This window comes from Bacillus sp. S2(2019) (assembly GCF_005144805.1).
GTDB classification, from domain to species: Bacteria; Bacillota; Bacilli; order Bacillales; family Bacillaceae; genus Bacillus; species Bacillus altitudinis.
This window is the reverse complement of record NZ_SWFL01000001.1, coordinates 169,382-189,530: the sequence shown is the minus strand read 5'-3', so window position 1 is coordinate 189,530 and position 20,149 is coordinate 169,382. Positions and strand designations below refer to the sequence as shown.

At 39.9% G+C, this 20,149-nt stretch carries 21 protein-coding genes; 14 read left to right on the top strand and 7 right to left on the bottom strand.

Features of this window, described 5'->3' with window-relative positions:
- The first annotated feature begins 111 nt into the window (after nucleotides 1-111).
- The 7 genes from FBF75_RS00985 (at nucleotide 112) to FBF75_RS00955 (ending at nucleotide 9,064) form a co-directional block, all read left to right on the top strand.
- A complete protein-coding gene (locus FBF75_RS00985) occupies nucleotides 112-1,218 on the top strand; it encodes an MrcB family domain-containing protein (protein WP_136944352.1) in 1,107 nt (368 codons plus the stop codon).
- A 90-nt stretch (nucleotides 1,219-1,308) separates the two neighbouring features.
- Nucleotides 1,309-2,835, top strand: a complete 1,527-nt coding sequence (miaB, locus tag FBF75_RS00980) for a tRNA (N6-isopentenyl adenosine(37)-C2)-methylthiotransferase MiaB (protein ID WP_050827278.1) — start codon at nucleotides 1,309-1,311, stop codon at nucleotides 2,833-2,835.
- Nucleotide 2,836: 1 nt separating this feature from the next.
- Nucleotides 2,837-3,271 (top strand): regulatory iron-sulfur-containing complex subunit RicA, encoded by a 435-nt coding sequence (gene ricA, locus FBF75_RS00975; RefSeq protein WP_008344661.1) that lies wholly within the window; start codon nucleotides 2,837-2,839, stop codon nucleotides 3,269-3,271.
- A 248-nt stretch (nucleotides 3,272-3,519) separates the two neighbouring features.
- A complete protein-coding gene (gene cotE / locus FBF75_RS00970) occupies nucleotides 3,520-4,065 on the top strand; it encodes an outer spore coat protein CotE (protein ID WP_007499466.1) in 546 nt (181 codons plus the stop codon).
- Nucleotides 4,066-4,189: 124 nt separating this feature from the next.
- On the top strand, nucleotides 4,190-6,766 hold the full coding sequence (gene mutS / locus FBF75_RS00965; protein WP_136944351.1) for a DNA mismatch repair protein MutS: 2,577 nt from the start codon (nucleotides 4,190-4,192) through the stop codon (nucleotides 6,764-6,766).
- Between the two features lie 22 nt (nucleotides 6,767-6,788).
- Nucleotides 6,789-8,690, top strand: a complete 1,902-nt coding sequence (gene mutL, locus FBF75_RS00960) for a DNA mismatch repair endonuclease MutL (RefSeq protein ID WP_017367278.1) — start codon at nucleotides 6,789-6,791, stop codon at nucleotides 8,688-8,690.
- 179 nt (nucleotides 8,691-8,869) lie between these two features.
- Nucleotides 8,870-9,064 carry a hypothetical protein gene (locus FBF75_RS00955; RefSeq protein ID WP_046526671.1) on the top strand — a complete coding sequence of 65 codons (195 nt, stop codon included), beginning with the start codon at nucleotides 8,870-8,872 and terminating at the stop codon, nucleotides 9,062-9,064.
- 142 nt (nucleotides 9,065-9,206) lie between these two features.
- Here the strand turns inward: FBF75_RS00955 and bslA are convergent, their stop codons facing one another.
- Both bslA and FBF75_RS00945 read right to left on the bottom strand, forming a co-directional pair.
- On the bottom strand, nucleotides 9,207-9,743 hold the full coding sequence (gene bslA, locus FBF75_RS00950; RefSeq protein WP_017359045.1) for a biofilm surface layer hydrophobin BslA: 537 nt from the start codon (nucleotides 9,741-9,743) through the stop codon (nucleotides 9,207-9,209).
- 125 nt (nucleotides 9,744-9,868) lie between these two features.
- Complete coding sequence (locus FBF75_RS00945) at nucleotides 9,869-10,270, bottom strand: hypothetical protein (protein WP_169476032.1); 402 nt, start codon at nucleotides 10,268-10,270, stop codon at nucleotides 9,869-9,871.
- Between the two features lie 590 nt (nucleotides 10,271-10,860).
- On the opposite strand from FBF75_RS00945, the gene FBF75_RS00935 reads away from it, so the two are divergent.
- From FBF75_RS00935 to FBF75_RS00925, 3 genes are all read left to right on the top strand, one after another.
- Nucleotides 10,861-11,334, top strand: coding sequence for a CarD family transcriptional regulator (locus FBF75_RS00935; protein ID WP_007499456.1), 474 nt, complete (start codon nucleotides 10,861-10,863; stop codon nucleotides 11,332-11,334).
- 314 nt (nucleotides 11,335-11,648) lie between these two features.
- Nucleotides 11,649-12,398 (top strand): poly-gamma-glutamate hydrolase family protein, encoded by a 750-nt coding sequence (locus tag FBF75_RS00930; protein ID WP_008344021.1) that lies wholly within the window; start codon nucleotides 11,649-11,651, stop codon nucleotides 12,396-12,398.
- Nucleotides 12,399-12,563: 165 nt separating this feature from the next.
- The gene (locus tag FBF75_RS00925; protein WP_039166583.1) at nucleotides 12,564-13,712 is read left to right on the top strand and encodes a Rap family tetratricopeptide repeat protein; all 1,149 of its coding nucleotides are present in this window, start codon (nucleotides 12,564-12,566) and stop codon (nucleotides 13,710-13,712) included.
- A gap of 89 nt (nucleotides 13,713-13,801) precedes the next feature.
- On the opposite strand, the gene FBF75_RS00920 is transcribed toward FBF75_RS00925, so the two are convergent.
- Nucleotides 13,802-15,127 (bottom strand): S8 family peptidase, encoded by a 1,326-nt coding sequence (locus FBF75_RS00920; RefSeq protein WP_052320352.1) that lies wholly within the window; start codon nucleotides 15,125-15,127, stop codon nucleotides 13,802-13,804.
- Between the two features lie 583 nt (nucleotides 15,128-15,710).
- Between FBF75_RS00920 and FBF75_RS00915 the strand changes: the two genes are divergently transcribed.
- Both FBF75_RS00915 and FBF75_RS00910 read left to right on the top strand, forming a co-directional pair.
- Nucleotides 15,711-16,445, top strand: a complete 735-nt coding sequence (locus FBF75_RS00915) for a poly-gamma-glutamate hydrolase family protein (RefSeq protein WP_017359039.1) — start codon at nucleotides 15,711-15,713, stop codon at nucleotides 16,443-16,445.
- A 76-nt stretch (nucleotides 16,446-16,521) separates the two neighbouring features.
- Nucleotides 16,522-16,971 carry an OsmC family protein gene (locus tag FBF75_RS00910; protein WP_052320353.1) on the top strand — a complete coding sequence of 150 codons (450 nt, stop codon included), beginning with the start codon at nucleotides 16,522-16,524 and terminating at the stop codon, nucleotides 16,969-16,971.
- Nucleotides 16,972-17,017: 46 nt separating this feature from the next.
- Here FBF75_RS00910 and erbB read toward each other — a convergent pair whose 3' ends face one another.
- The 4 genes from erbB to FBF75_RS00890 form a co-directional block, all read right to left on the bottom strand.
- Nucleotides 17,018-17,377, bottom strand: coding sequence for an SMR family multidrug efflux transporter EbrB (gene erbB / locus FBF75_RS00905; protein WP_017359037.1), 360 nt, complete (start codon nucleotides 17,375-17,377; stop codon nucleotides 17,018-17,020).
- A 15-nt stretch (nucleotides 17,378-17,392) separates the two neighbouring features.
- Nucleotides 17,393-17,710 carry an SMR family multidrug efflux transporter EbrA gene (gene erbA, locus FBF75_RS00900; protein ID WP_017367286.1) on the bottom strand — a complete coding sequence of 106 codons (318 nt, stop codon included), beginning with the start codon at nucleotides 17,708-17,710 and terminating at the stop codon, nucleotides 17,393-17,395.
- Nucleotides 17,711-17,712: 2 nt separating this feature from the next.
- Nucleotides 17,713-18,255, bottom strand: a complete 543-nt coding sequence (locus tag FBF75_RS00895; RefSeq protein WP_008344015.1) for a TetR/AcrR family transcriptional regulator — start codon at nucleotides 18,253-18,255, stop codon at nucleotides 17,713-17,715.
- Nucleotides 18,256-18,367: 112 nt separating this feature from the next.
- The gene (locus FBF75_RS00890) at nucleotides 18,368-18,607 is read right to left on the bottom strand and encodes a hypothetical protein (RefSeq protein ID WP_035700839.1); all 240 of its coding nucleotides are present in this window, start codon (nucleotides 18,605-18,607) and stop codon (nucleotides 18,368-18,370) included.
- A 104-nt stretch (nucleotides 18,608-18,711) separates the two neighbouring features.
- Between FBF75_RS00890 and FBF75_RS00885 the strand changes: the two genes are divergently transcribed.
- Together FBF75_RS00885 and miaA are read left to right on the top strand one after the other, a co-directional pair.
- Nucleotides 18,712-19,113: a YmaF family protein gene (locus tag FBF75_RS00885; RefSeq protein ID WP_007499437.1), complete on the top strand. Its 402-nt coding sequence runs from the start codon at nucleotides 18,712-18,714 to the stop codon at nucleotides 19,111-19,113.
- Between the two features lie 68 nt (nucleotides 19,114-19,181).
- Nucleotides 19,182-20,132: a tRNA (adenosine(37)-N6)-dimethylallyltransferase MiaA gene (gene miaA, locus FBF75_RS00880; protein WP_017359035.1), complete on the top strand. Its 951-nt coding sequence runs from the start codon at nucleotides 19,182-19,184 to the stop codon at nucleotides 20,130-20,132.
- Nucleotides 20,133-20,149 lie beyond the last annotated feature (17 nt).

Below are 20,149 nucleotides of genomic sequence, written 5' to 3'. Positions count from 1 at the left end.
AGAGCTGAGGCTCTCTTTTCTTTTGCGCTAATCTTTCCATATTTCATCAAATCTACCGTTTGTTATGTATAATGTATGTAAAAAGATCTATTGAGGTAAGTGGTGAGGCAAATGTTATTTAATAAAGAAGATTTTCATGAACAATTTTTAGATTATAAGAACAAAGGGAGAATAGATAAAAATCACCCTTTTCACAACATGTTTAATAAAGATATCCCAAACAACATTCGTTATGAATTAGAAAAACGCCATATGAGGAATTTGGCTAGGATCGATATTAAAGCATCTACAGGAAATGGAAAAGTTGCAGAATGTTTTTGGATTGCACTTTTAGACAAGAGATTAACCTCAAATCCTAATTCTCAAAAAACAACGACACAAAAAGGGATATTTATTGTTATTTTATTCGCTGAGAATGGGGAAGATTTTTATTTAACAATTGAAACTGGAACTGAAAATTTATCTCTATCTGAAATTAGGGAAGAGGCAGCCATTTGGAGGGAAAGGCTACAGCCTGAATTAAAGCATCATAAAAGACTAGAGGGCTTTCATATAGGTGATTTTCATTTGGGTAAATCGTTAAGACCTAAAAAATATGTAGCAAGCTCATTGATCTTTAAAAAGTATAATATTGATCATTTTGACCATCACCAATTAATACAAGATATCAATTCTTTAAATGAGTTTTTTTATGATTTTGTTTACGAAGTATATTTGGATCAGGACCTTATTCCAAAAGTGGAACATCAGAACAAATTTAAAAGAAAAAGAATCATTCATAGAGATGTTTATAAACAATTAAGAGAAGAAAGATCAAAGCAAAACGAAGAGACGGGTAGAATAGCAGAGCAATTTGTTTATCATAAGGAAGTAGAGCAATTAAAAGCAGTGGGAAGTGAACAATTAGCGGAAGCTGTCGTTTGGGTAGCTGAAACAGAAGATGGTCACGGATTTGATATCAAATCTTATTACCCCGATGGAAAAGAGAAGCTTATAGAAGTAAAAGGATCTAAACTGACTCACCATGACTTTCCATTCTTCTTATCTGAACAAGAAAGAATGGTAGCAGAAGAAGAAAAAGAATCATATGTAATTACTTTAGTTGAGAGTGTCGGTACACAGCAGATGAAGATTGTCAAAGAAATACAAAATCCTTTAGGAAAAGACGATCTTCATCTGAAGCCTACTCAATATTCATGTAAAATTCGTGTGGATTGAAAAGTGTGGACACATATGAATTTATTTTCAATTCACGACAAAATAGTCTATACTGTAGGGTGGAGCTTGGTTTGAAAGGAGTACAAATTCATGAATGAAGAGCAGAGAAAAGCGAGCGGACAAGTAAGTTCATCGGACAAAAAATCCGAAAAGGACTACAGCCAATATTTTGAAGCTGTGTACATTCCGCCTTCCTTAAAAGATGCAAAAAAACGGGGTAAAGAAGAAGTCGAATACAATCAATTTCAAATTGACGAGCGGTTTCAAGGGTTAGGGAACGGCCGCAAGTTTTATATTCGCACATATGGCTGTCAAATGAATGAGCATGACACAGAAGTGATGGCTGGTATTTTTATGGCGCTTGGTTATGAACCAACAAATTCGACTGAAGATGCGAATGTCATCTTATTAAACACTTGTGCCATTCGTGAGAATGCAGAAAACAAAGTGTTTGGAGAGCTTGGTCATTTAAAAGCATTAAAGCGTGAAAAGCCAGATTTAATCTTAGGCGTCTGCGGATGCATGTCGCAAGAAGAATCGGTCGTTAACCGTATTTTAAAGAAACACCCATTTGTTGACTTGATTTTCGGTACCCACAACATTCACCGCCTGCCAGAGCTATTATCTGATTGCTACCTTTCAAAAGAAATGGTCATTGAGGTTTGGTCTAAAGAAGGCGATGTGATTGAAAATCTTCCGAGAGCCCGCCAAGGAAAAATTAAGGGATGGGTGAATATTATGTACGGCTGTGATAAATTCTGTACATACTGTATCGTCCCTTACACGCGCGGTAAGGAAAGAAGCCGCCGTCCGGATGAAATTATTCAAGAGGTCAGACGCTTAGCAGCAGAAGGATATAAAGAAATTACCCTTCTTGGTCAAAACGTGAATGCGTATGGAAAAGATTTTGAAGACATGGAATATGGTCTTGGTCACCTAATGGATGAGCTGCGTAAAATCGATATTCCACGTATCCGTTTTACAACAAGCCACCCGCGTGACTTTGATGATCACTTAATTGAAGTGCTTGCCAAAGGCGGAAACCTTCTCGATCATATTCATTTGCCGGTTCAATCAGGAAGTTCTTCTGTGCTGAAACTCATGGCAAGAAAATACGACCGTGAACGTTACCTTGACCTAGTGCGCAAAATCAAAGAGGCAATGCCAAATGCTTCATTAACAACGGACATTATCGTTGGGTTCCCAAATGAAACAGATGAGCAGTTTGAAGAGACGCTTTCCCTTTATCGTGAGGTTGAGTTTGATGCGGCTTATACGTTCATTTACTCTCCAAGAGAAGGAACACCAGCAGCCAATATGAAAGACAACGTGCCAATGCGTGTAAAAAAAGAACGTCTGCAGCGCCTGAATGCACTCGTAAATGAAATTTCTGCGAAGAAAATGAAGGAATATGAAGGGCAGACTGTCGAAGTATTAGTAGAGGGTGAAAGTAAAAACAACCCTGAGATCCTAGCCGGATATACAAGTAAAAGCAAGCTTGTGAATTTTAAAGCACCAAAAGAAGCGATTGGCAACATCGTCAAAGTGAAAATCACACAAGCCAAAACTTGGTCTCTTGACGGAGAAATGGTTGGAGAAGCTATCGAGGTGAATTAAAATGACGCTTTATTCAAAGAAAGAGATTGTCGAGCGCGCAAGAGAGCTCGCGAAAATGATTTCTGAAACAGAAGAAGTTGATTTCTTCAAAAAAGCAGAAGCGCAAATCAATGAAAATACAAAAATTGCAGCGATCATTAATCAAATTAAGGCGCTTCAAAAGCAAGCTGTGAATTTAAAGCATTATGGCAAACATGAAGCCTTAAAACAAGTGGAAGAAAAAATTGATGCCCTGCAAGAAGAACTGGATGAGATCCCAGTGATTCAAGAATTCAAAGAATCACAAACAGAGGTTAATTCCCTGCTTCAGCTTGTAGCGCACACGATTTCTAATCAAGTAACGGATGAAATCATTCTTTCAACCGGCGGTGACCTTTTATTAGGAGAAACCGGTTCAAAAGTGAAAAACTCATCCCCAAGTTGCTCCATTAAATGAGAAAACCCCGCAGATGCGGGGTTTTTTGTTTTCTGATGTAAGAATTGCATACCTTCTTTCTCCTTCAGCTTCCATCAACCCCAATCTCTCACTCTCCAACTTTTCCAATTTTCAAGGCAAGTTTATGGGCGACCATGCATACACTGAAACAGAAATGAATTTAATTGAACATGAGACTCAAAATCGTGACACACTAGACGAATGCCCAGCATAAGATAAAACGATCAAGAACAAGGAGGCATGCCGGAATGTCTGAATACAGAGAAATTATTACAAAAGCGGTGGTTGCAAAAGGGAGGAAATTTACCCAAAGCACACACACCATTTCTCCATCGCAAAAACCAACCAGCATCCTAGGCGGTTGGATCATTAATCATAAGTATGATGCTGAAAAGGTCGGTAAAACAGTTGAGATTGAAGGTACATTTGATATTAACGTGTGGTATTCTTACGCAGACAACACGAAAACCGAAGTGGTCACAGAACGTGTAAAATATGTAGATATCATCAAACTGAGATATAAAGATAAAAACTTCCTTGATGATGAGCACGAAGTGATTGCGAAAGTCTTACAGCAGCCCAATTGCTTAGAAGTCACCATTTCTCCAAATGGCAATAAAATTGTCGTTCAAGCAGAGCGTGAATTCATTGCTGAAGTAGTAGGGGAAACCAAAATTGTTGTAGAAGTCAATTCAAGCTGGAAAGAAAAAGATGATCACGAATGGGAAGAAGAAGTGGATGAGGAATTAGAAGATATTCATCCAGAATTCCTCGCGGGTGATCCAGAAGAGTAATTGATGACTAGGGCGCATATCCCCCTAGTTTTTTTGTGCCTTGATCTAGGGAAAAAAGGTGAATTTTTATGCTATAATGAAAGATGGTATGAATTCGAAAGTAATATAGTGAGGGATTAGAAATATGGCAAGTTATACGCCCATGATACAGCAATATTTAAAGATCAAGGCAGATTACCAAGATGCCTTTTTATTTTTTCGCTTAGGCGATTTTTATGAAATGTTTTTTGATGATGCAAAAGAAGCAGCACAAGAATTAGAAATTACGTTAACAAGCAGGGATGGCGGGACGATTCCAATGTGTGGTGTTCCTTATCATTCTGCGTCTGCATACATAGAACAACTGATAGAAAAAGGCTATAAAGTCGCCATTTGTGAGCAGGTGGAAGACCCTAAAACGGCAAAAGGTGTGGTCAAAAGAGAGGTCGTTCAACTGATTACACCAGGTACGGTCATGGACGGCAAAGGACTGAATGAAAACGAAAATAACTTTATCGCGTCTGTTTCCAGCTTTCAAAATGGCTACGGTCTTGCGCTTTCCGATTTATCAACAGGTGAAAACATGGCGGCTTTCATTGAACGGTTAGATGAAGTTGTGTCTGAAATTTATTCTGTCGGTGCAAAAGAGATTGTGGTATCAAAGCAGCTCGATGAAGAAACGGTGAAAACCCTGAAGGAACGCTGCCAAGCGACCATCTCATACGAAGATAGCGCTGAATTAATAGATGAAGCTGAACGACTCGTTGCTCATCTTGACGAACATCTGAAAATAGCATTTTTAAAACTCTATGCATACTTAAGAAGAACGCAAAAAAGGAGTCTTGATCATCTTCAGCAAGTTCAAGTGTTTCAGCTTGAACAAACGATGAAAATTGATCTTTACTCAAAAAGAAACCTTGAATTAACAGAAACCATCCGTTCAAAAAGCAAGAAGGGTTCTTTATTATGGCTCTTAGATGAAACAAAAACGGCAATGGGCGGAAGATTGCTGAAGCAATGGATCGATCGTCCGCTCATCCGCCTTTCACAAATCAAAGAACGCCAGGAAATGGTGCAAATTCTGATGGAACATTTCTTTGAGCGAGAGGATCTGCGAGAACGTTTAAAGAAAGTGTATGATCTTGAACGTCTAGCAGGCCGTGTGGCATTTGGAAATGTGAATGCTCGTGATCTTATTCAATTGAAAGAATCTCTCAAGCAAGTGCCGGCTATTAAAGAGCTTGTCCATTCTCTCCCGGAGGAAATGGCGAAATCTAGAGCAAATGACATTGACCCATGCGGTGATTTACTTAATTTATTAGAAGATGCTCTTTATGAGAATCCGCCGATGACGTTAAAAGAAGGCAATTTGATTAAAGATGGCTACAATGCAAAATTAGATGAATATCGTGATGCGAGCCGAAACGGGAAAGATTGGATCGCTCGTCTTGAACAGCAAGAAAGAGAATATACAGGCATTCGATCGTTGAAAGTCGGCTTTAATAAAGTGTTTGGCTACTATATCGAAGTGACCCGTGCAAATACGCATTTATTAGAAGAAGGCCGTTATGAAAGAAAACAAACCCTTGCCAATGCAGAGCGGTATATTACACCTGAATTGAAAGAAAAAGAAGCCCTTATTCTTGAGGCGGAATCAAATATTAGTGAATTGGAATATGAACTATTTTCTGCGCTTCGGGAACAAGTAAAAGCGTATATTCCTAGATTACAGTTGCTTGCAAAACAAATGAGTGAGCTTGATGCGCTGCAATGCTTTGCCACTGTGAGTGAAAAACGGCGTTATGTTCGCCCTGAATTTTCATCAGATGAAGTGGAAGTCATTGATGGTCGTCATCCTGTTGTTGAAAAAGTGATGGATCATCAAGAGTATGTGCCGAATGACTGCCAAATGGGCAAAGGGAGACAAACCTTGCTCATTACTGGTCCGAATATGTCAGGGAAAAGCACATATATGAGACAAATGGCATTGATCTCGATTCTTGCGCAAATCGGCTGTTTTGTGCCAGCATCAAAGGCAACCCTTCCGATTTTTGATCAAATCTTTACACGCATTGGGGCGGCAGATGATTTGATTTCTGGTCAAAGTACTTTTATGGTAGAGATGCTCGAAGCAAAAAATGCGATGGTACATGCGACAAAGAACAGCTTGATTTTATTTGATGAAATTGGACGCGGGACAAGCACTTATGATGGAATGGCTCTTGCACAGGCAATCATTGAATTTGTGCATGATCATATTGGTGCCAAAACCCTTTTCTCCACTCATTATCATGAACTGACGGTACTGGAATCCCAATTAAGCGAACTGAAAAATGTCCACGTGCGAGCTGAAGAGCATGAAGGAACAGTTGTTTTCTTACATCAAATCAAAGAAGGTGCAGCGGATAAAAGCTACGGCATCCATGTAGCGCAGCTTGCTGAACTGCCTGATGCGATCATTGATCGAGCCCAGACCATCTTAACGGAGCTTGAGAGCGGATCACATGAAGTGATTCCGCGCGTCTCTAAAGCCCCGAAAAAAGAAATGGCTGAGGAAAAACAGCAGCTTTCTTTCTTTGAAGTGGAAGAAAAACCGCAAACAAAACCTGTGCTGAAAAACAAAGATCAAGCAGTGATCGAAGAATTGAAGTCATTTAATTTAATGGATATGACACCGCTTGAAGCGATGACAAAGCTATATGAATTGCAAAAGAAATTATAATGTAAGGTGAGGTGAGCAAGAAATGGCAAAGATTATTCAGTTATCCGATGACCTATCAAATAAAATTGCAGCTGGTGAAGTGGTCGAACGCCCGGCTTCTGTTGTGAAGGAGCTCGTGGAAAATGCGATCGATGCTAGTAGTACTGTCATTGAAATCGATGTAGAAGAAGCAGGACTTTCTTCTATTAGAATTATTGATAATGGGGTGGGAATCGATGCTGAAGATTGTAAGCTCGCCTTTCAGCGTCATGCGACGAGTAAAATCAAAGATGAAAATGATCTGTTTCGTGTCAGGACGCTCGGTTTCAGGGGGGAGGCGCTGCCAAGTATTGCCTCCGTCTCTCACTTAGAAATGAAGACAAGTACCGGTGAAGGTGCTGGAACACACTTAGCTCTCCAAGGCGGGAAGATCATTTCGGAGAAAAAAACCACTGGCCGTCGCGGCACGGAAATTGTAGTCACCAATTTATTTTATAATACGCCAGCCCGTCTAAAATACATGAAAACGGTTCATACGGAGCTTGGCAACATTTCTGATGTTGTGAACCGAATTGCACTTGCTCATCCAGAAGTGTCGATTCGTTTGCGACATCAAGGAAAAGTGCTGCTTCAAACAAATGGAAACGGAGATGTGCGGCATGTGCTTGCGGCCATTTATGGAACGGCAGTGGCCAAAAAAATGCTGCCACTACATGTACAATCACTTGATTTTGAAGTGAAAGGCTATATTTCCTTACCAGAAGTGACAAGGGCATCACGTAATTATATGTCTTCTGTTGTCAACGGTAGATATGTCAAGCATTTCCCGCTGGTGAAAGCCATTCATGAAGGATACCATACACTGCTCCCGATCGGACGCCATCCAATTACATTTATTGAGATGAAGATGGACCCCATTTTAGTCGATGTGAACGTACATCCTTCTAAACTTGAAGTCAGACTAAGTAAAGAGCAAGAACTTCATGAGTTGATCAAACAAGGGATTAAGGACGTCTTTCAAAAGCAACAGCTCATTCCAAGTGCTTCAGTGCCAAAAAAAGCACCAATGCCAGCAGTGAAAAATGAGCAACAGTCCTTATCTTTTGATTCTAAACAAACAATGAAAAGCCGAATGGAAACACCTGTTTCCTATGAGCCGGACTCACTCGCATCGGCTGTATACGAGACTAGTCAGAACGACACATACGGGGTGCGTGAACCGGAAAGTACGGAAGCGCCTTTACCAGCATCGTCTGAAGAAACGTTTGACCATGTATATGTAGAGGAATCTGCAGCTTCGCATGAACAACATGACGAAGTGATACTGGAAGAGAGTGCAGCCCAGCATCAGGCTGAAAGTGAACGTGTCCCTGTGATGTATCCGATTGGACAAATGCATGGAACGTATATTTTGGCCCAAAATGAACGCGGTCTTTATATCATCGATCAGCACGCTGCCCAAGAGCGAATCAAGTATGAGTACTTTCGTGAAAAGGTAGGAGACATTGAACAGGAAGTGCAAGAAATGCTTGTTCCATTAACCTTTCACTACTCAAAAAACGATATGTTGATTATTGAAGAGCATATCGATATTTTAGCAAAAGTAGGGGTCTTCTTAGAGCCATTCGGATCAGGCAGTTATATCGTTCGATCGCATCCGCAGTGGTTTCCTAAAGGGGAAGAGGCTGAACTCATCGAAGAAATCATTCAGCAAGTACTTGATGAAAAGCGTGTGGATATCAAGAAACTGAGAGAAGAAGCGGCGATCATGATGAGCTGTAAAGGCTCGATTAAAGCAAATCGTCATTTGCGTCACGATGAAATCAAAGCCTTATTAGATGAACTTCGCCAAACACAAGACCCATTTACATGTCCGCATGGCCGGCCGATTATGATTCATCATTCCACTTATGAAATGGAGAAGATGTTTAAACGTGTGATGTAGCAGGATTTTAGCTGGTGGGTGAATCGGTTTGCCCACCAATTAATTTTTCAATCCGATAGTTTGGTTCCTGTTTTTGTGATGTGAAGATAAACATCCGCTGTCATGTTGTAAGGATAACCCCTTTCCTTAAATGGATAGGGGTTTTTGTTATTTGGTTATACGATTAGGTGAAGCGTGATATGATTGTAAAAAAAAGGGAATGTGATGACATTAAAAAAAGCGTCAATATAGGTTACTTTCTTTTGCTTTTATCTTTTTTTGTCGTATATTTTTTGCTTCCAGTCGATCAACTATTTACCGCAATGATGATTCTAACCTTACTATTTGGCGTATATCAATTTGTGATTTTTAAAAAACTAAAAGAGCAAAAATAACAATAAAAAACGCCATATATAGGTTTGCCAACTAATGATGACAGACCATCATGAGATATGGTGTAACAATTATATAAAATGCAGTAAGCACAGCGAAGAGATATGATAAATGAGAAAAAGCGCTCTAAGAGCGCTTTTTCGTTTAGCATCCGCAAGGATTTGGCGGTGTGACGACAACTGGTCGTTTATTAATATCAATCGTATCCTCTGCATAAAATGTGGAACCAATGCTGATCGCACGATTTTCTGCGCGGAACGTATATGTACCTGCAGCAGGAAGTACTTTATGAGAAAGTTGTAATGTATATTGGGAACTTCCGAATAAATCGAAACGAGCTGGAATGCGAACAGTTTTTCCATTGTTCAAAATGTAACTGTCTTTTAAAGCTTTTCCGTTGATAATATCTTTTGTTGTGGCTTGAAAACCTGCTGGTAAAGTAAATTCAACTGCACCAATACTAAGAACAGAATTTGGACGGTAAGTCAGGTCAATGTCAGAAAAAGACCATTCTTGTTTACTTGCTCCTGTGATTTTTGCATAAAGTGCAGCTGGTCGTGCATTTGTTGAAGCTTTGCCTTCCTCTGTTTTAGCCCCTTCAGCTGATGCGGCTAGCGGTACTGAGAGTGCCATGACCAATGTCAGCATCCCCATCATAATGATTGTCCATGTTTTCTTCATTTCTTCCTTCCCCCTTGGTTGATTATAGGTAAATAATAGATGATTACATCCATTATTTACCTATAAGATTACCATATTCCTATATGTCATTAAATGGTATTTTATACCCTTATTTTGCTTGTTTTTTAGTAATAACGGGGTAGGAATGCATTTGGTTGGTTCATTCCGTAAGCATTTCCTGTCATATGATGATTTGCCGGCATCATCATTTGCATATCATGATAGCCGTATGGCTGGTGGGGAGCCATACCATAACCGCCGTAGTGACCGAAGTGATGGTGATCGTTCATCTGTACATTTGAATAGGGATCATACTGCTTCGTAAAAGGAGAATAGGCTGAATGATGATGCGGGTGGTGTCCGCTATAAGCATCTTTTTTACCGGTATGATAATGATTTGGCATATTCATAGGGTCATGCATGTTTGGTGCGATCATATGCTCATGATTGGCTGTATACACATTTTCAAACGTGTGATAGGGATTTCCTTGATGGTAATGGTTGGTTTGGTTATTCATATTGTTCATTTTGTATCTCATCCTTTTTTTCAGGTTGCCATATCTTATGAACTGCACCTGTTTCATGAGCCTATCCATATGAAAGAAAAGAACGACATGTAACAAAAAAACCGGCTTTTCAGCCGGGAAAACAAAAAGCAGGTGTAGCGTCAAACACTAAAATGAGAAGCTATGTCTTTTTCTGCGACGCTTCTTACATCTGCTGCAGACACTTTTAGGAAAATAATGGGGATCGTAGCTTCTTGAAGTATCCCAAAAATCGCTCTCAAACCAATCATCTTTTTTATGATAAAACTTCTTTTTTTCACACGGATCCATATGGTGATGATCGTCATGCTTTTTATAGCATTTTGAGTGGGAATGTTTGCTCTTGCATTTGCACATTGTCATCCCTCCTAAATGTGACTCAATGCTAGTATATGCAAGAAAGGTGTACGAGGACTGGATGGTGGCGCTCCTTTTGTAAAAAAAGGCTAATTCTTTAAAAACTCAAATAAAAAGAATTGACTAGTGCTAAATTAACATGATAAAATATAAATTTTTATCCTCTGCTGAAATGTGTTATAATGATATTGTGAATACTTTCGGAGGTGGCGGATTTGTTTCAAATAGGTGATAAAATTGTTTATCCAATGCATGGAGCCGGTGTGATTGAAGGAATGGAAGAAAAAGAGATTTTAGGTAAGACGCAGGAATATTTTCTGATTCAAATGCCGAATATGCAGATGATGGTCCCAAAAGGCAGAATCAATCAACTAGGTATACGTCCGGTAGCTGATCAAGCTACGCTGAAAGTTGTGATGAACAATTTTGCAGAAGAAACAAACGACGACACGCTTACTTGGAAGCAAAGATATGATGAAAATCTGAAAAAGCTAAAAACAGGTTCGATTGAAGATGGCGCAGACGTTGTCAAAGATCTGATGAGACGTAATCAGAAAAAAGCCTTAAATTCTAGTGAAAAGAAGATGCTTGAAGATGCACGGGGCATGTTAGTGAGCGAAATTTCACTTGCACAAGGCATGTCGCAAGATGAAGTGCTGACAGCATTAGAGAATGAATTAAGAGTTTAATGCTGGATATACAGAGACTGGCTGTAAACAGAAGGAGATATTCCTTTTGTTTACAGCTTTTTTATTTGAAAAAAGATGAAAATTCCCAATTTTGTAGGTGTTTTTGACTAAAACTAAAATGAGGTCATAGGATTTAGTTTTTACTTGCACATGAACCGTTTGAAAGAAGCCGAAAATACCTAGGGCAACATAAAAAAACAGGTAAGTTCTCCTGATTCATGAAAAGGAGCCGGACATTCTTTGAATTCTTTTAGCGATTGATAGTAAAATAATGCGATAAGATGACATCGAAGAGAATGAAAAGGAGCGGTGAAATGAAAAGACTACTCATAAGTGGATTCATCTTTCTCATCCTGTGTGCTCTTTTAATGGTGAAATGCAGCCATTCTATCCAAGAAAATAAAGAGCAAAAACAACATCATGAAGAAGTAGAAAAGTATAAGAAAGAGCGAAAAAAAGGGGATCAATATGAAAGTTTTAAACAGCTTATACGGCATGAAAGAGACGGCTATGAGATAGAGTTTCATGAAAAAGGGGGAAGTGACTTACTTGTCTTTTCTCCTCATGGCGGCGAAATTGAACCAGGAACAAGTGAAATTGTAGAAGCATTTGAAAAGAAGTACTCTACGTATTTATTTGAAGGGACAAAACAAGACAACAATCGTGACTTGCATATCACTAGTACAAAATTCGATGAACCGATTTTGGTTCAAATGATTAAAACATATCCCTTTTCTATATCTATCCACGGCTATAAAAGTGATAGAAGACATACACTTGTGGGCGGGACAAACGAAAAAATGCAAGAAGCGGTTGTGCGAGAACTAAAAGACCGGGGCTTCTCCGCAGAGCTCGTGCAAAAAGGCGAGCGCCTCTCCGGAACGGATCCAAACAACATTAATAATCAAAATGCAAGTGGAGAAAGTGTCCAGTTAGAAATTAGTACGGCGCAGAGAAAAGCCTTTTTTGACAACTTTGATACAAGAAAAGGAAAGAAAAAAGCATTCAGTCGCTATGTCAGTGGTTTAAAAGAAGTGCTTAGAGAATTCGACCCTTCTTCGTAGAAAAAAGGTTTTGATGGGCAAAAGTACTCTCTTTAAACTTGGTAAAAAAGATAGAAATGTGCAAAATCAACATAAAATATGAAATAAATGACAATTTGCCTTAAAATCATAAATTATGTAAAATAATAGTTATCAGTTTGATATGATAGAATGGGGCTGAAGTGGATGGCACACAAAATACCATCTTCCGAAGTAGGTGTAAAAATCAATCAATGGTACACACATATTTGCAAATTTGAAGTTGATCAGGCAAACGATATGAAGCGCCTTGTTGAAGAAGACATTCATGAGATGGAAGAAGATCAAGATTTATTACTCTATTATTCCCTCATGGATTTTCGCCATCAAATGATGCTTCAGCACTTAACGCCAGTCCATGCAGGGAATGAATCGCTTCAAGCGGTCTCTTTTCCAAAAGAAATTGAAGAGGCAGAAGATGAGATGACGGGTTTATTGGGCTATTACTTTCATTTTTTCCATGGAATGTATGCATTTACCCAGCACCGGTATATCGAAGCCATTTCCTATTATAAGCATGCGGAACATCAGCTGATCTTAGTGACAGATGAGATCGAAAAAGCGGAATTTTATTATAAAATTGCTGAAGTATACTATCATATGAAACAAACCTATTTTTCTATGCATTATGCGAAAAAAGCGAGAGACATCTATAAGAAACATCAGCTTTATGGAAAAAGAAGCATTCAATGCGATTTTGTGATGGCAGGTAATTGGATTGATGTAAGTCAGCATCAAAAAGCGCTCCCTTATTTAGAAAAAGCTTTAAAAGTGTGTGAAGCAATGGAAAGAAAAGAATGCACATCTTATTTTAAGGCGATGGCCCTCAATAACTTAGGAACTTGTCATTATAGTATGGGAACCTACCATACAGCGACGGTCTTCTTTGAACAAGCCATTTCACTTTATCAAAAAGATCAAGCTGCAACGATGATCAAATCATTGTTTTCACTGGCTCTTACTTGTTTTAAACTCGAAGATATGGAGCGAGCGAGTGAGGCTATAAAGGAAGGCATGAATCAGGCATCTATATTGGGAGATGAAATTTATCAATTGAAATTCCAATTTTTACAGGCACTCTATATAGAAACAGACAGCTCTGAACAATTGAGATCAGCCCTTTTGGGACTACGAAACAAAAAAATGTTTGCTGATTTAGAGGAATTGGCACTTGATGCGGCTAATTATTATAAGGAACGCGACATGTACAAGGAATCTTCCACTTTTTTTGAAATTGTGATCGAAGCGCGTACGCACATTCAAAAAGGAGATGAGATGTATGAGAACGAAGCATAACATGTCAGCTGCTCAAGTAGAAGAAAGACTTCACACATAAAAACAGACAAAACAACACCCTTTACGAAAAACGTAAAGGGCTTTTTTATTTATTCTTGGATGGCTTTTTCTGCGTCGATGGCACCTGCTCCGTAAATCATTGGGTCCTCTCCAGACCACTTGCTTGTATTTTCTTTTAATAAGGCTTTGACTTCATCAGGTGTTAAATCTGGTGAATGCTCTAATAATAGTGCGCAGATACCGGCACAAATGGGTGTCGCCATCGAAGTGCCAGATAACGTCGTATAATCATCATCGACTCTACTTGATTTATCTAGTTTATCTAGGAATGATCTTGGTGATCTAAGAGAGACGATATTGACTCCTGGTGCGAGGAGGTCGGGCTTTGTTTCACCGTAGACCGTTGGACCTCTGCTCGAAAATGGTGCCACGACATCGTCACTTGATTCTGGCGTATTTCGATCATCATAGGCTCCGACCGTAATGACTTTTTGACTCACGGCAGGGCTTGCGATTGTTTGACTGTTAGGACCGGAGTTCCCAGCAGCAACGCATACAACAATCCCTTGATCCCAAGCTGCATTGACAGCGCGCACCATCGGATCGTCTTGTTCGTCATCATAACGCTGCGCATCGCCGCCAAGTGACATACTGATAATGTGAATTGGGTCGTCAGGATGGTCTTCGTTGAACTGTATGCACCATTCAACACCTTCTATAATAGTAGAAAGTGATCCAGCGCCTTGTTTATTTAACACTTTTACCCCAATGATATTGGCTTTTGGAGCGGGTCCTTTGTATAAGCCGTCTGAGGCAGCTCCGTCTCCAGCCACATCCCCAGCGCAATGCGTTCCATGACCGTTATCATCATAAGGTTTCGTTTTTTGTTTGACTAAATCTACAAAGTCGCGAATTCTTCCATCTAAGTCCTGATGTGGGTATACGCCTGTGTCAACGACCGCAACCGTAATGCCTTCACCGGTTAAGGTTGTGCCATTTCGAACGACTTCATCCGCATGACTTGATTGAGTCGCCACATCCAGCAGTGCATGTACCTGTCTGTCTAAATATATTTTGCGAATATGCTCCCCATTTGCTAAGAGTTCCTCTAAAGCCGCAGGGGTAAGATCAGCTGCGCAGCAGTTAATATGTGAAAAATGTTTTTTGATGTTTGTTTTTCTGCTTTTTTTCATTAGCTGCTTTGTGCTTTGAATACCTGCTTCGACTGCATCTTCTTTAAATTCAATGATGACCCGAAGCTTCTTGCTCTTCTTTAACCTTCCTTCAAAAAAACGATGAAGAAAACAAGGCGTCCACTTAAAAGGCTTATAGAGGTGAAGGACGGTCTCTCTTAAAGGCTGATCCAATTTACTAGCATGTGTTCTGACCATTTGTACCATGGAAAATCCAAACATGTGATGCCCTCCATTCTAGCTATCCATTCTCGTACACTCTTACGTTATGAACATGACAGCATCTTTGTTCGGATTCTTGTCCCTTCTTTTGTTCATATTGGCGGCTGACTCATTCCCTTTAAAAAGAAAAGCGCTTACATTTTGTAAAATAATAGAAAAAGGTGGAAATCATATCGAAACTGCCGATGATAGGTGGGAGAGTTCTTCTTAGAGAACCAGTAAAACAGAGGATTTTGCAGAAAAAAGGGGGTTCTAGACAGGGTCAATGCTCATACAAATGTGATTCATTCCAGATGAAAAAAATCAAATTCTCATAAAAAAAAGACGAATTAAAGAAAACAGACTGGGTAGGACTAGGTCATTTTAAACATAACTTCATTTGTTTGTCATACTATTCTAACTCTGTTTTCAATCAGGAGAGGCGTTTCTGTGTATATAAATGCAATTATCTTATTTTTGAGGAATCTCATGATCTAGAGTGTTATGATCAAATTTGAAGAGAAAATGTGGAAAAAATGAAAAGAAATGATGATTCAATATTAATCATAGAAACGGCTTAGAAATCTGTTAAAGGAGAACGGGAATGAAGAAGTTTTTTGCTTTGCTTCTCCTGCTTGTCATCGGATGGGGCGTCTATTATACCATGCAAGCACAGGAACATGATGAGCCAGTGTCATCAGGTGGAGAAGACGAAAGCGGTTCAAATGATATGTATCGCAATTTTAAAGAACTGGAAGAGAATGAATCAACAGATCATTATCAAATTACATCCAATCCAGTGCCTGGCAGCCGTCTTCTAGTGATGTCGCCTCATGGCGGGAGAATCGAAGGCGGCGTTAGTGAGATTGTCCATTTTTTTGATAACGATTTTTCTACGTACTTATTTGAAGGTTTTAGAGAAAATGCATCAGAACTTCATATTACAAGTACAAACTTCGATGAACCAATCGGAGTCGCACAGGCAAAAGCACATGATTATGTATTAGCTGTTCATGGATATAAAGGGGAGCCGGGAATTGACCACACCCTTGTTGGCGGAACAGACTATGACCGTGCTGAAAAAATTGTGAACTCATTAGAGCGCAACGGTTTTTCTGCTGAACTTGCAGTTGCACACGCAACCCTAAGCGGAACGAGCAATCATAATATTAATAATCTTACAAAAACAGGGCAAAGTGTACAGCTTGAGATTAGTAGAAGTCAACGGGAAGCGTTATTTGACAGTTTCGATTTTCGGTATCGATCGAGTACAAAAAACGAGACGTTCTACCGGTATGTCAGGGCGATTCGCACGGTGCTGGATGAAGAATATACGTAAGGATGGTGCACATCTTAAGACAGCAAGGTGAATTCTTGTTACACTATAAAAAGTGATAACAAAAGGAGAGACAGATATGGCGCGTCATCATTTTCATCTTCAGGCAAGCTGGCCTGGTCTGCGTAACGATGTGGGGACAATCGAATGTGCACAGTTAAAGACGGAGATTTCCATTCCAAAAGAAATGGATGGACCGGGTATCGGAACAAATCCAGATGAGATGCTCCTAGGTGCAGCAGCCACATGTTATATCATTACACTTGCAGCCATGATGGAGCGGAGTCAATTAGAGAAAGAGGATCTATCGATGAGCTCTGAGGCAGTTGTCGATGTGACAAACGGTGTGTTTACATATGAGAAAATCATTCACCGTCCTGTCATCATTCTCAAAGAGTCTGCTACAGCACAGGACATAGAACGAGCTCGTAAGCTGGCACATAAAGCGGAAAGCTCATGTATGATCTCTAGAGCTGTGCAAGGGAATGTCCATATTTCCTTAGAAGAAACCATCAAAGCTGGTGATTAAGATAAAAAAGTCATTTTCTCTTGATTAATGGAGAAAATGACTTTTTTTATGACGTCCATTCGGTTTGATCGAAGGGTTCTTTCTTTTGTTTTTTGGATTGATTTAAGACAATGACGCCGCATATGACAAGTGCAAGACCAATGAATCCTTTCATATGAATGGTTTCGTTAAATAGCACGAGGCCCACTAGAGCAGTAAGTGCTGTACCGACCCCAGACCAAGTGGCATATGCAGATGATAGCTCAATTGTTTTGAGTGCCAAACTGAGAAAGGTAAAGGCGCATCCAAATCCGATCAGGACCCCCATACTCGGCAGCACCTGTGTAAAACCTTGCGAAAGCTTCAGCATCGTACTGCCAAACACCTCTGTCAAAATGGCTCCTGTTAAATAAAGCATTCCTTTCATATCACTTCACATCCTTTAAGACATATTTAATAGTACGACCCCTGAAACAAGCATTGCCATTCCAATAAGTGCTTGACGGTTCAAGGTTTCTTTGAAAAAGAGCACGCCAAAAAAAGCCGTGAGGACGGTACCTACCCCAGACCATGTGGCGTAAGACATGCTAAGTGGAATGATATTTAGGGTCAATGACAGCATGTAAAAAGCAAGTGTATAGCCAGCGACAACGACAGCGCTAGGTTTAAAGCGTGTGAAACCATTTGATAGTTTCAGCATCGCTGCCCCAATCGCTTCTGAAAAAATGGCGATAGCCAAAAAAAGATATCCGAGGATCATCATCATCCCTCCTCTAAAATGTGTAAAATCCGATGAAGTAAAAGGGTTTTTTCCTCTCGATTCAATGGTTCAAGCTGAAACATTTCTGAAAACCATATGCCATCACAGGCAAGACGGATCAATTGGCTAAGTGCAGGGTCATTGATTTCCTCGGCTGCTTTTTCTTTAAATTCCGCATAAAAATGACGCCAAGGATTTAATAACGCTTCATCAAATGACATGGTTGCCAGCATACTTGTACATAGCTGTGTGGTGTTTTGTCTATCAAGATCATTTAATGTGGCCAATATATAGGCACGTACATAGGGCGCCTTTTCGTTTTTGTATGTTTCCTGATACGTGTCAAGCTGCTGACGAAAAGAGGCAACCGCATGCTCATTCATTTGCTGGATCAGGTCTTCCTTGCTTGAAAAATGATACAGTAGCCCAGCTTTGGTCATATTTGCATGTTCTGCCACCTGCTGAAGGGTGAGCTGACTCAATCCTTCTTTTAGAATGGTGTGAGCTGCTGCCTCAAAAATTTGTTCTTTTTTCGTTTTAGACATAAAAAAAACACCTACTTTACTGAACGGTCGGTAAAGTAAATGTTAACCTATGAAAAACAAACGTGTCAATCGATTCATTTTATAAGAGGATGTTTTCACTAAATCGTCATATTTAATAATAAGGGTATGGTCCATATGGCGGTGGATAAGGATAACCATAGCCATATCCTGGAGCAAGAAGCGACCCAGCTAGAAGCCCTCCAGCAAAACCACCTAAAAATGGCGGTCCAAAAAATCCAGGTCTCCCATAGCCAAAACCAGGGCGCCCAAAACCAAACCCAGGTCTTCCAAAACCAAATCCAAAAGGTCTTCTCATCTCATCTTGAACAAACGGTGCGTCAAAATAATTCATAAAAAAAGACTCCTTTCACATAAAATCACTGTAACTGACATCAGTGTATTCGAGTGGCCCACTTGTGTTTGGGTGAATGCCTAAAATAAGGAGGAATGTAAAAAATGGGCCTGTATCCGTCTGATTGGGCTAAATGTCCACCTCATGCTCATGCTTATAAAGCGCGAACGGATGTAACCGAAGAACATTATCATTTAATAGAAGGTATTTCTCAGCCTGTGAATGGAAGCAGTACCGACAGACATACTCATTATTACCGGGGGATCACGTCATTTGAAAGAGGGCATTTCCATAGATATTATGGCGTCACTGGACCTGCTATCCCAAGAGTGGACGGGACGCACTATCATGAAATTGAGGAAGTCACGTTTTCTGCCTATACCGATTCTGTCCCGATTCCATACGGGGGAGTCGTTTACAGTCCAGATGAAGAAAGGCCAACGCATAAGCACCGTTTAAAAGGGAAGACATATGAAGTGGTCGGGAATGAACCACTTGGGTGGTGACGGGAGGATATAGGAGAGAAAGAGAAGTTATGCTATACTGTAGGCAGTTTGTAAAAGAGAGTGATGTTATGAAAAAACAACCAGTGATTGTATTAGTAGGTCCGACGGCTGTCGGAAAAACAAAGCTGAGCATTGATATAGCGAAAGCATTTAATGGAGAAATTATCAGCGGGGATTCCATGCAGATCTATAAAGGGATGGATATTGGCACAGCGAAAATCACCCCTGAAGAAATGAATGGCGTACCGCACCATTTAATCGATATTAAACAACCGGATGAATCGTTTTCTACAGCTGAATTTCAGCAGCTTGTCCGCTTAAAAATCAAAGAGATTGCTGCGAGAGGGAAAACGCCCATGATTGTTGGTGGAACTGGGCTATATATTCAGTCTGTTTTATATGATTACACGTTTACTGATGAGAAAAGTGATCCTGCTTTTAGAGAAGAGATGACGCTGTTTAAGCAGCAGCATGGACCGATCAAGCTGTATGAAAAGCTAAAAGAAGCCGATCCTGACGCTGCAAAAGCGATTCATCCGAATAACGTCCGCCGCGTGATCAGGGCGCTTGAAATCATCCATACAACAGGTCAGAAAATGTCTGATATGCAAAACGGGCATCAAGAAGTTCCTCTGTATGACACTGCCTTCATTGGGCTGAAAATGGACCGAGAGCTTTTGTACGAGCGCATTCATCAAAGAATTGATATGATGTTAGATGAAGGCTTAATTGAAGAAGTGAGCGCACTTTATCAATCTGGTTTGAAAGATTGTCAGTCTGTTCAAGCGATTGGTTATAAAGAGTTGTATGCCTATTTTCAAGGCAACTGCTCACTTGATGAAGCCATCCAGCAATTAAAACAAAATTCCCGCAGATATGCGAAGCGTCAGTTTACGTGGTTCCGTAATAAAATGGATGTCACCTGGTTTGATATGACACCACCTTGCCACTTTTCGGACAAAAAAGAGGAAATTTTCGCATATATAGCAGGAAAGCTTGGACTTAAAGCGAAACTGTAGTTATCAGAATCAAGGAG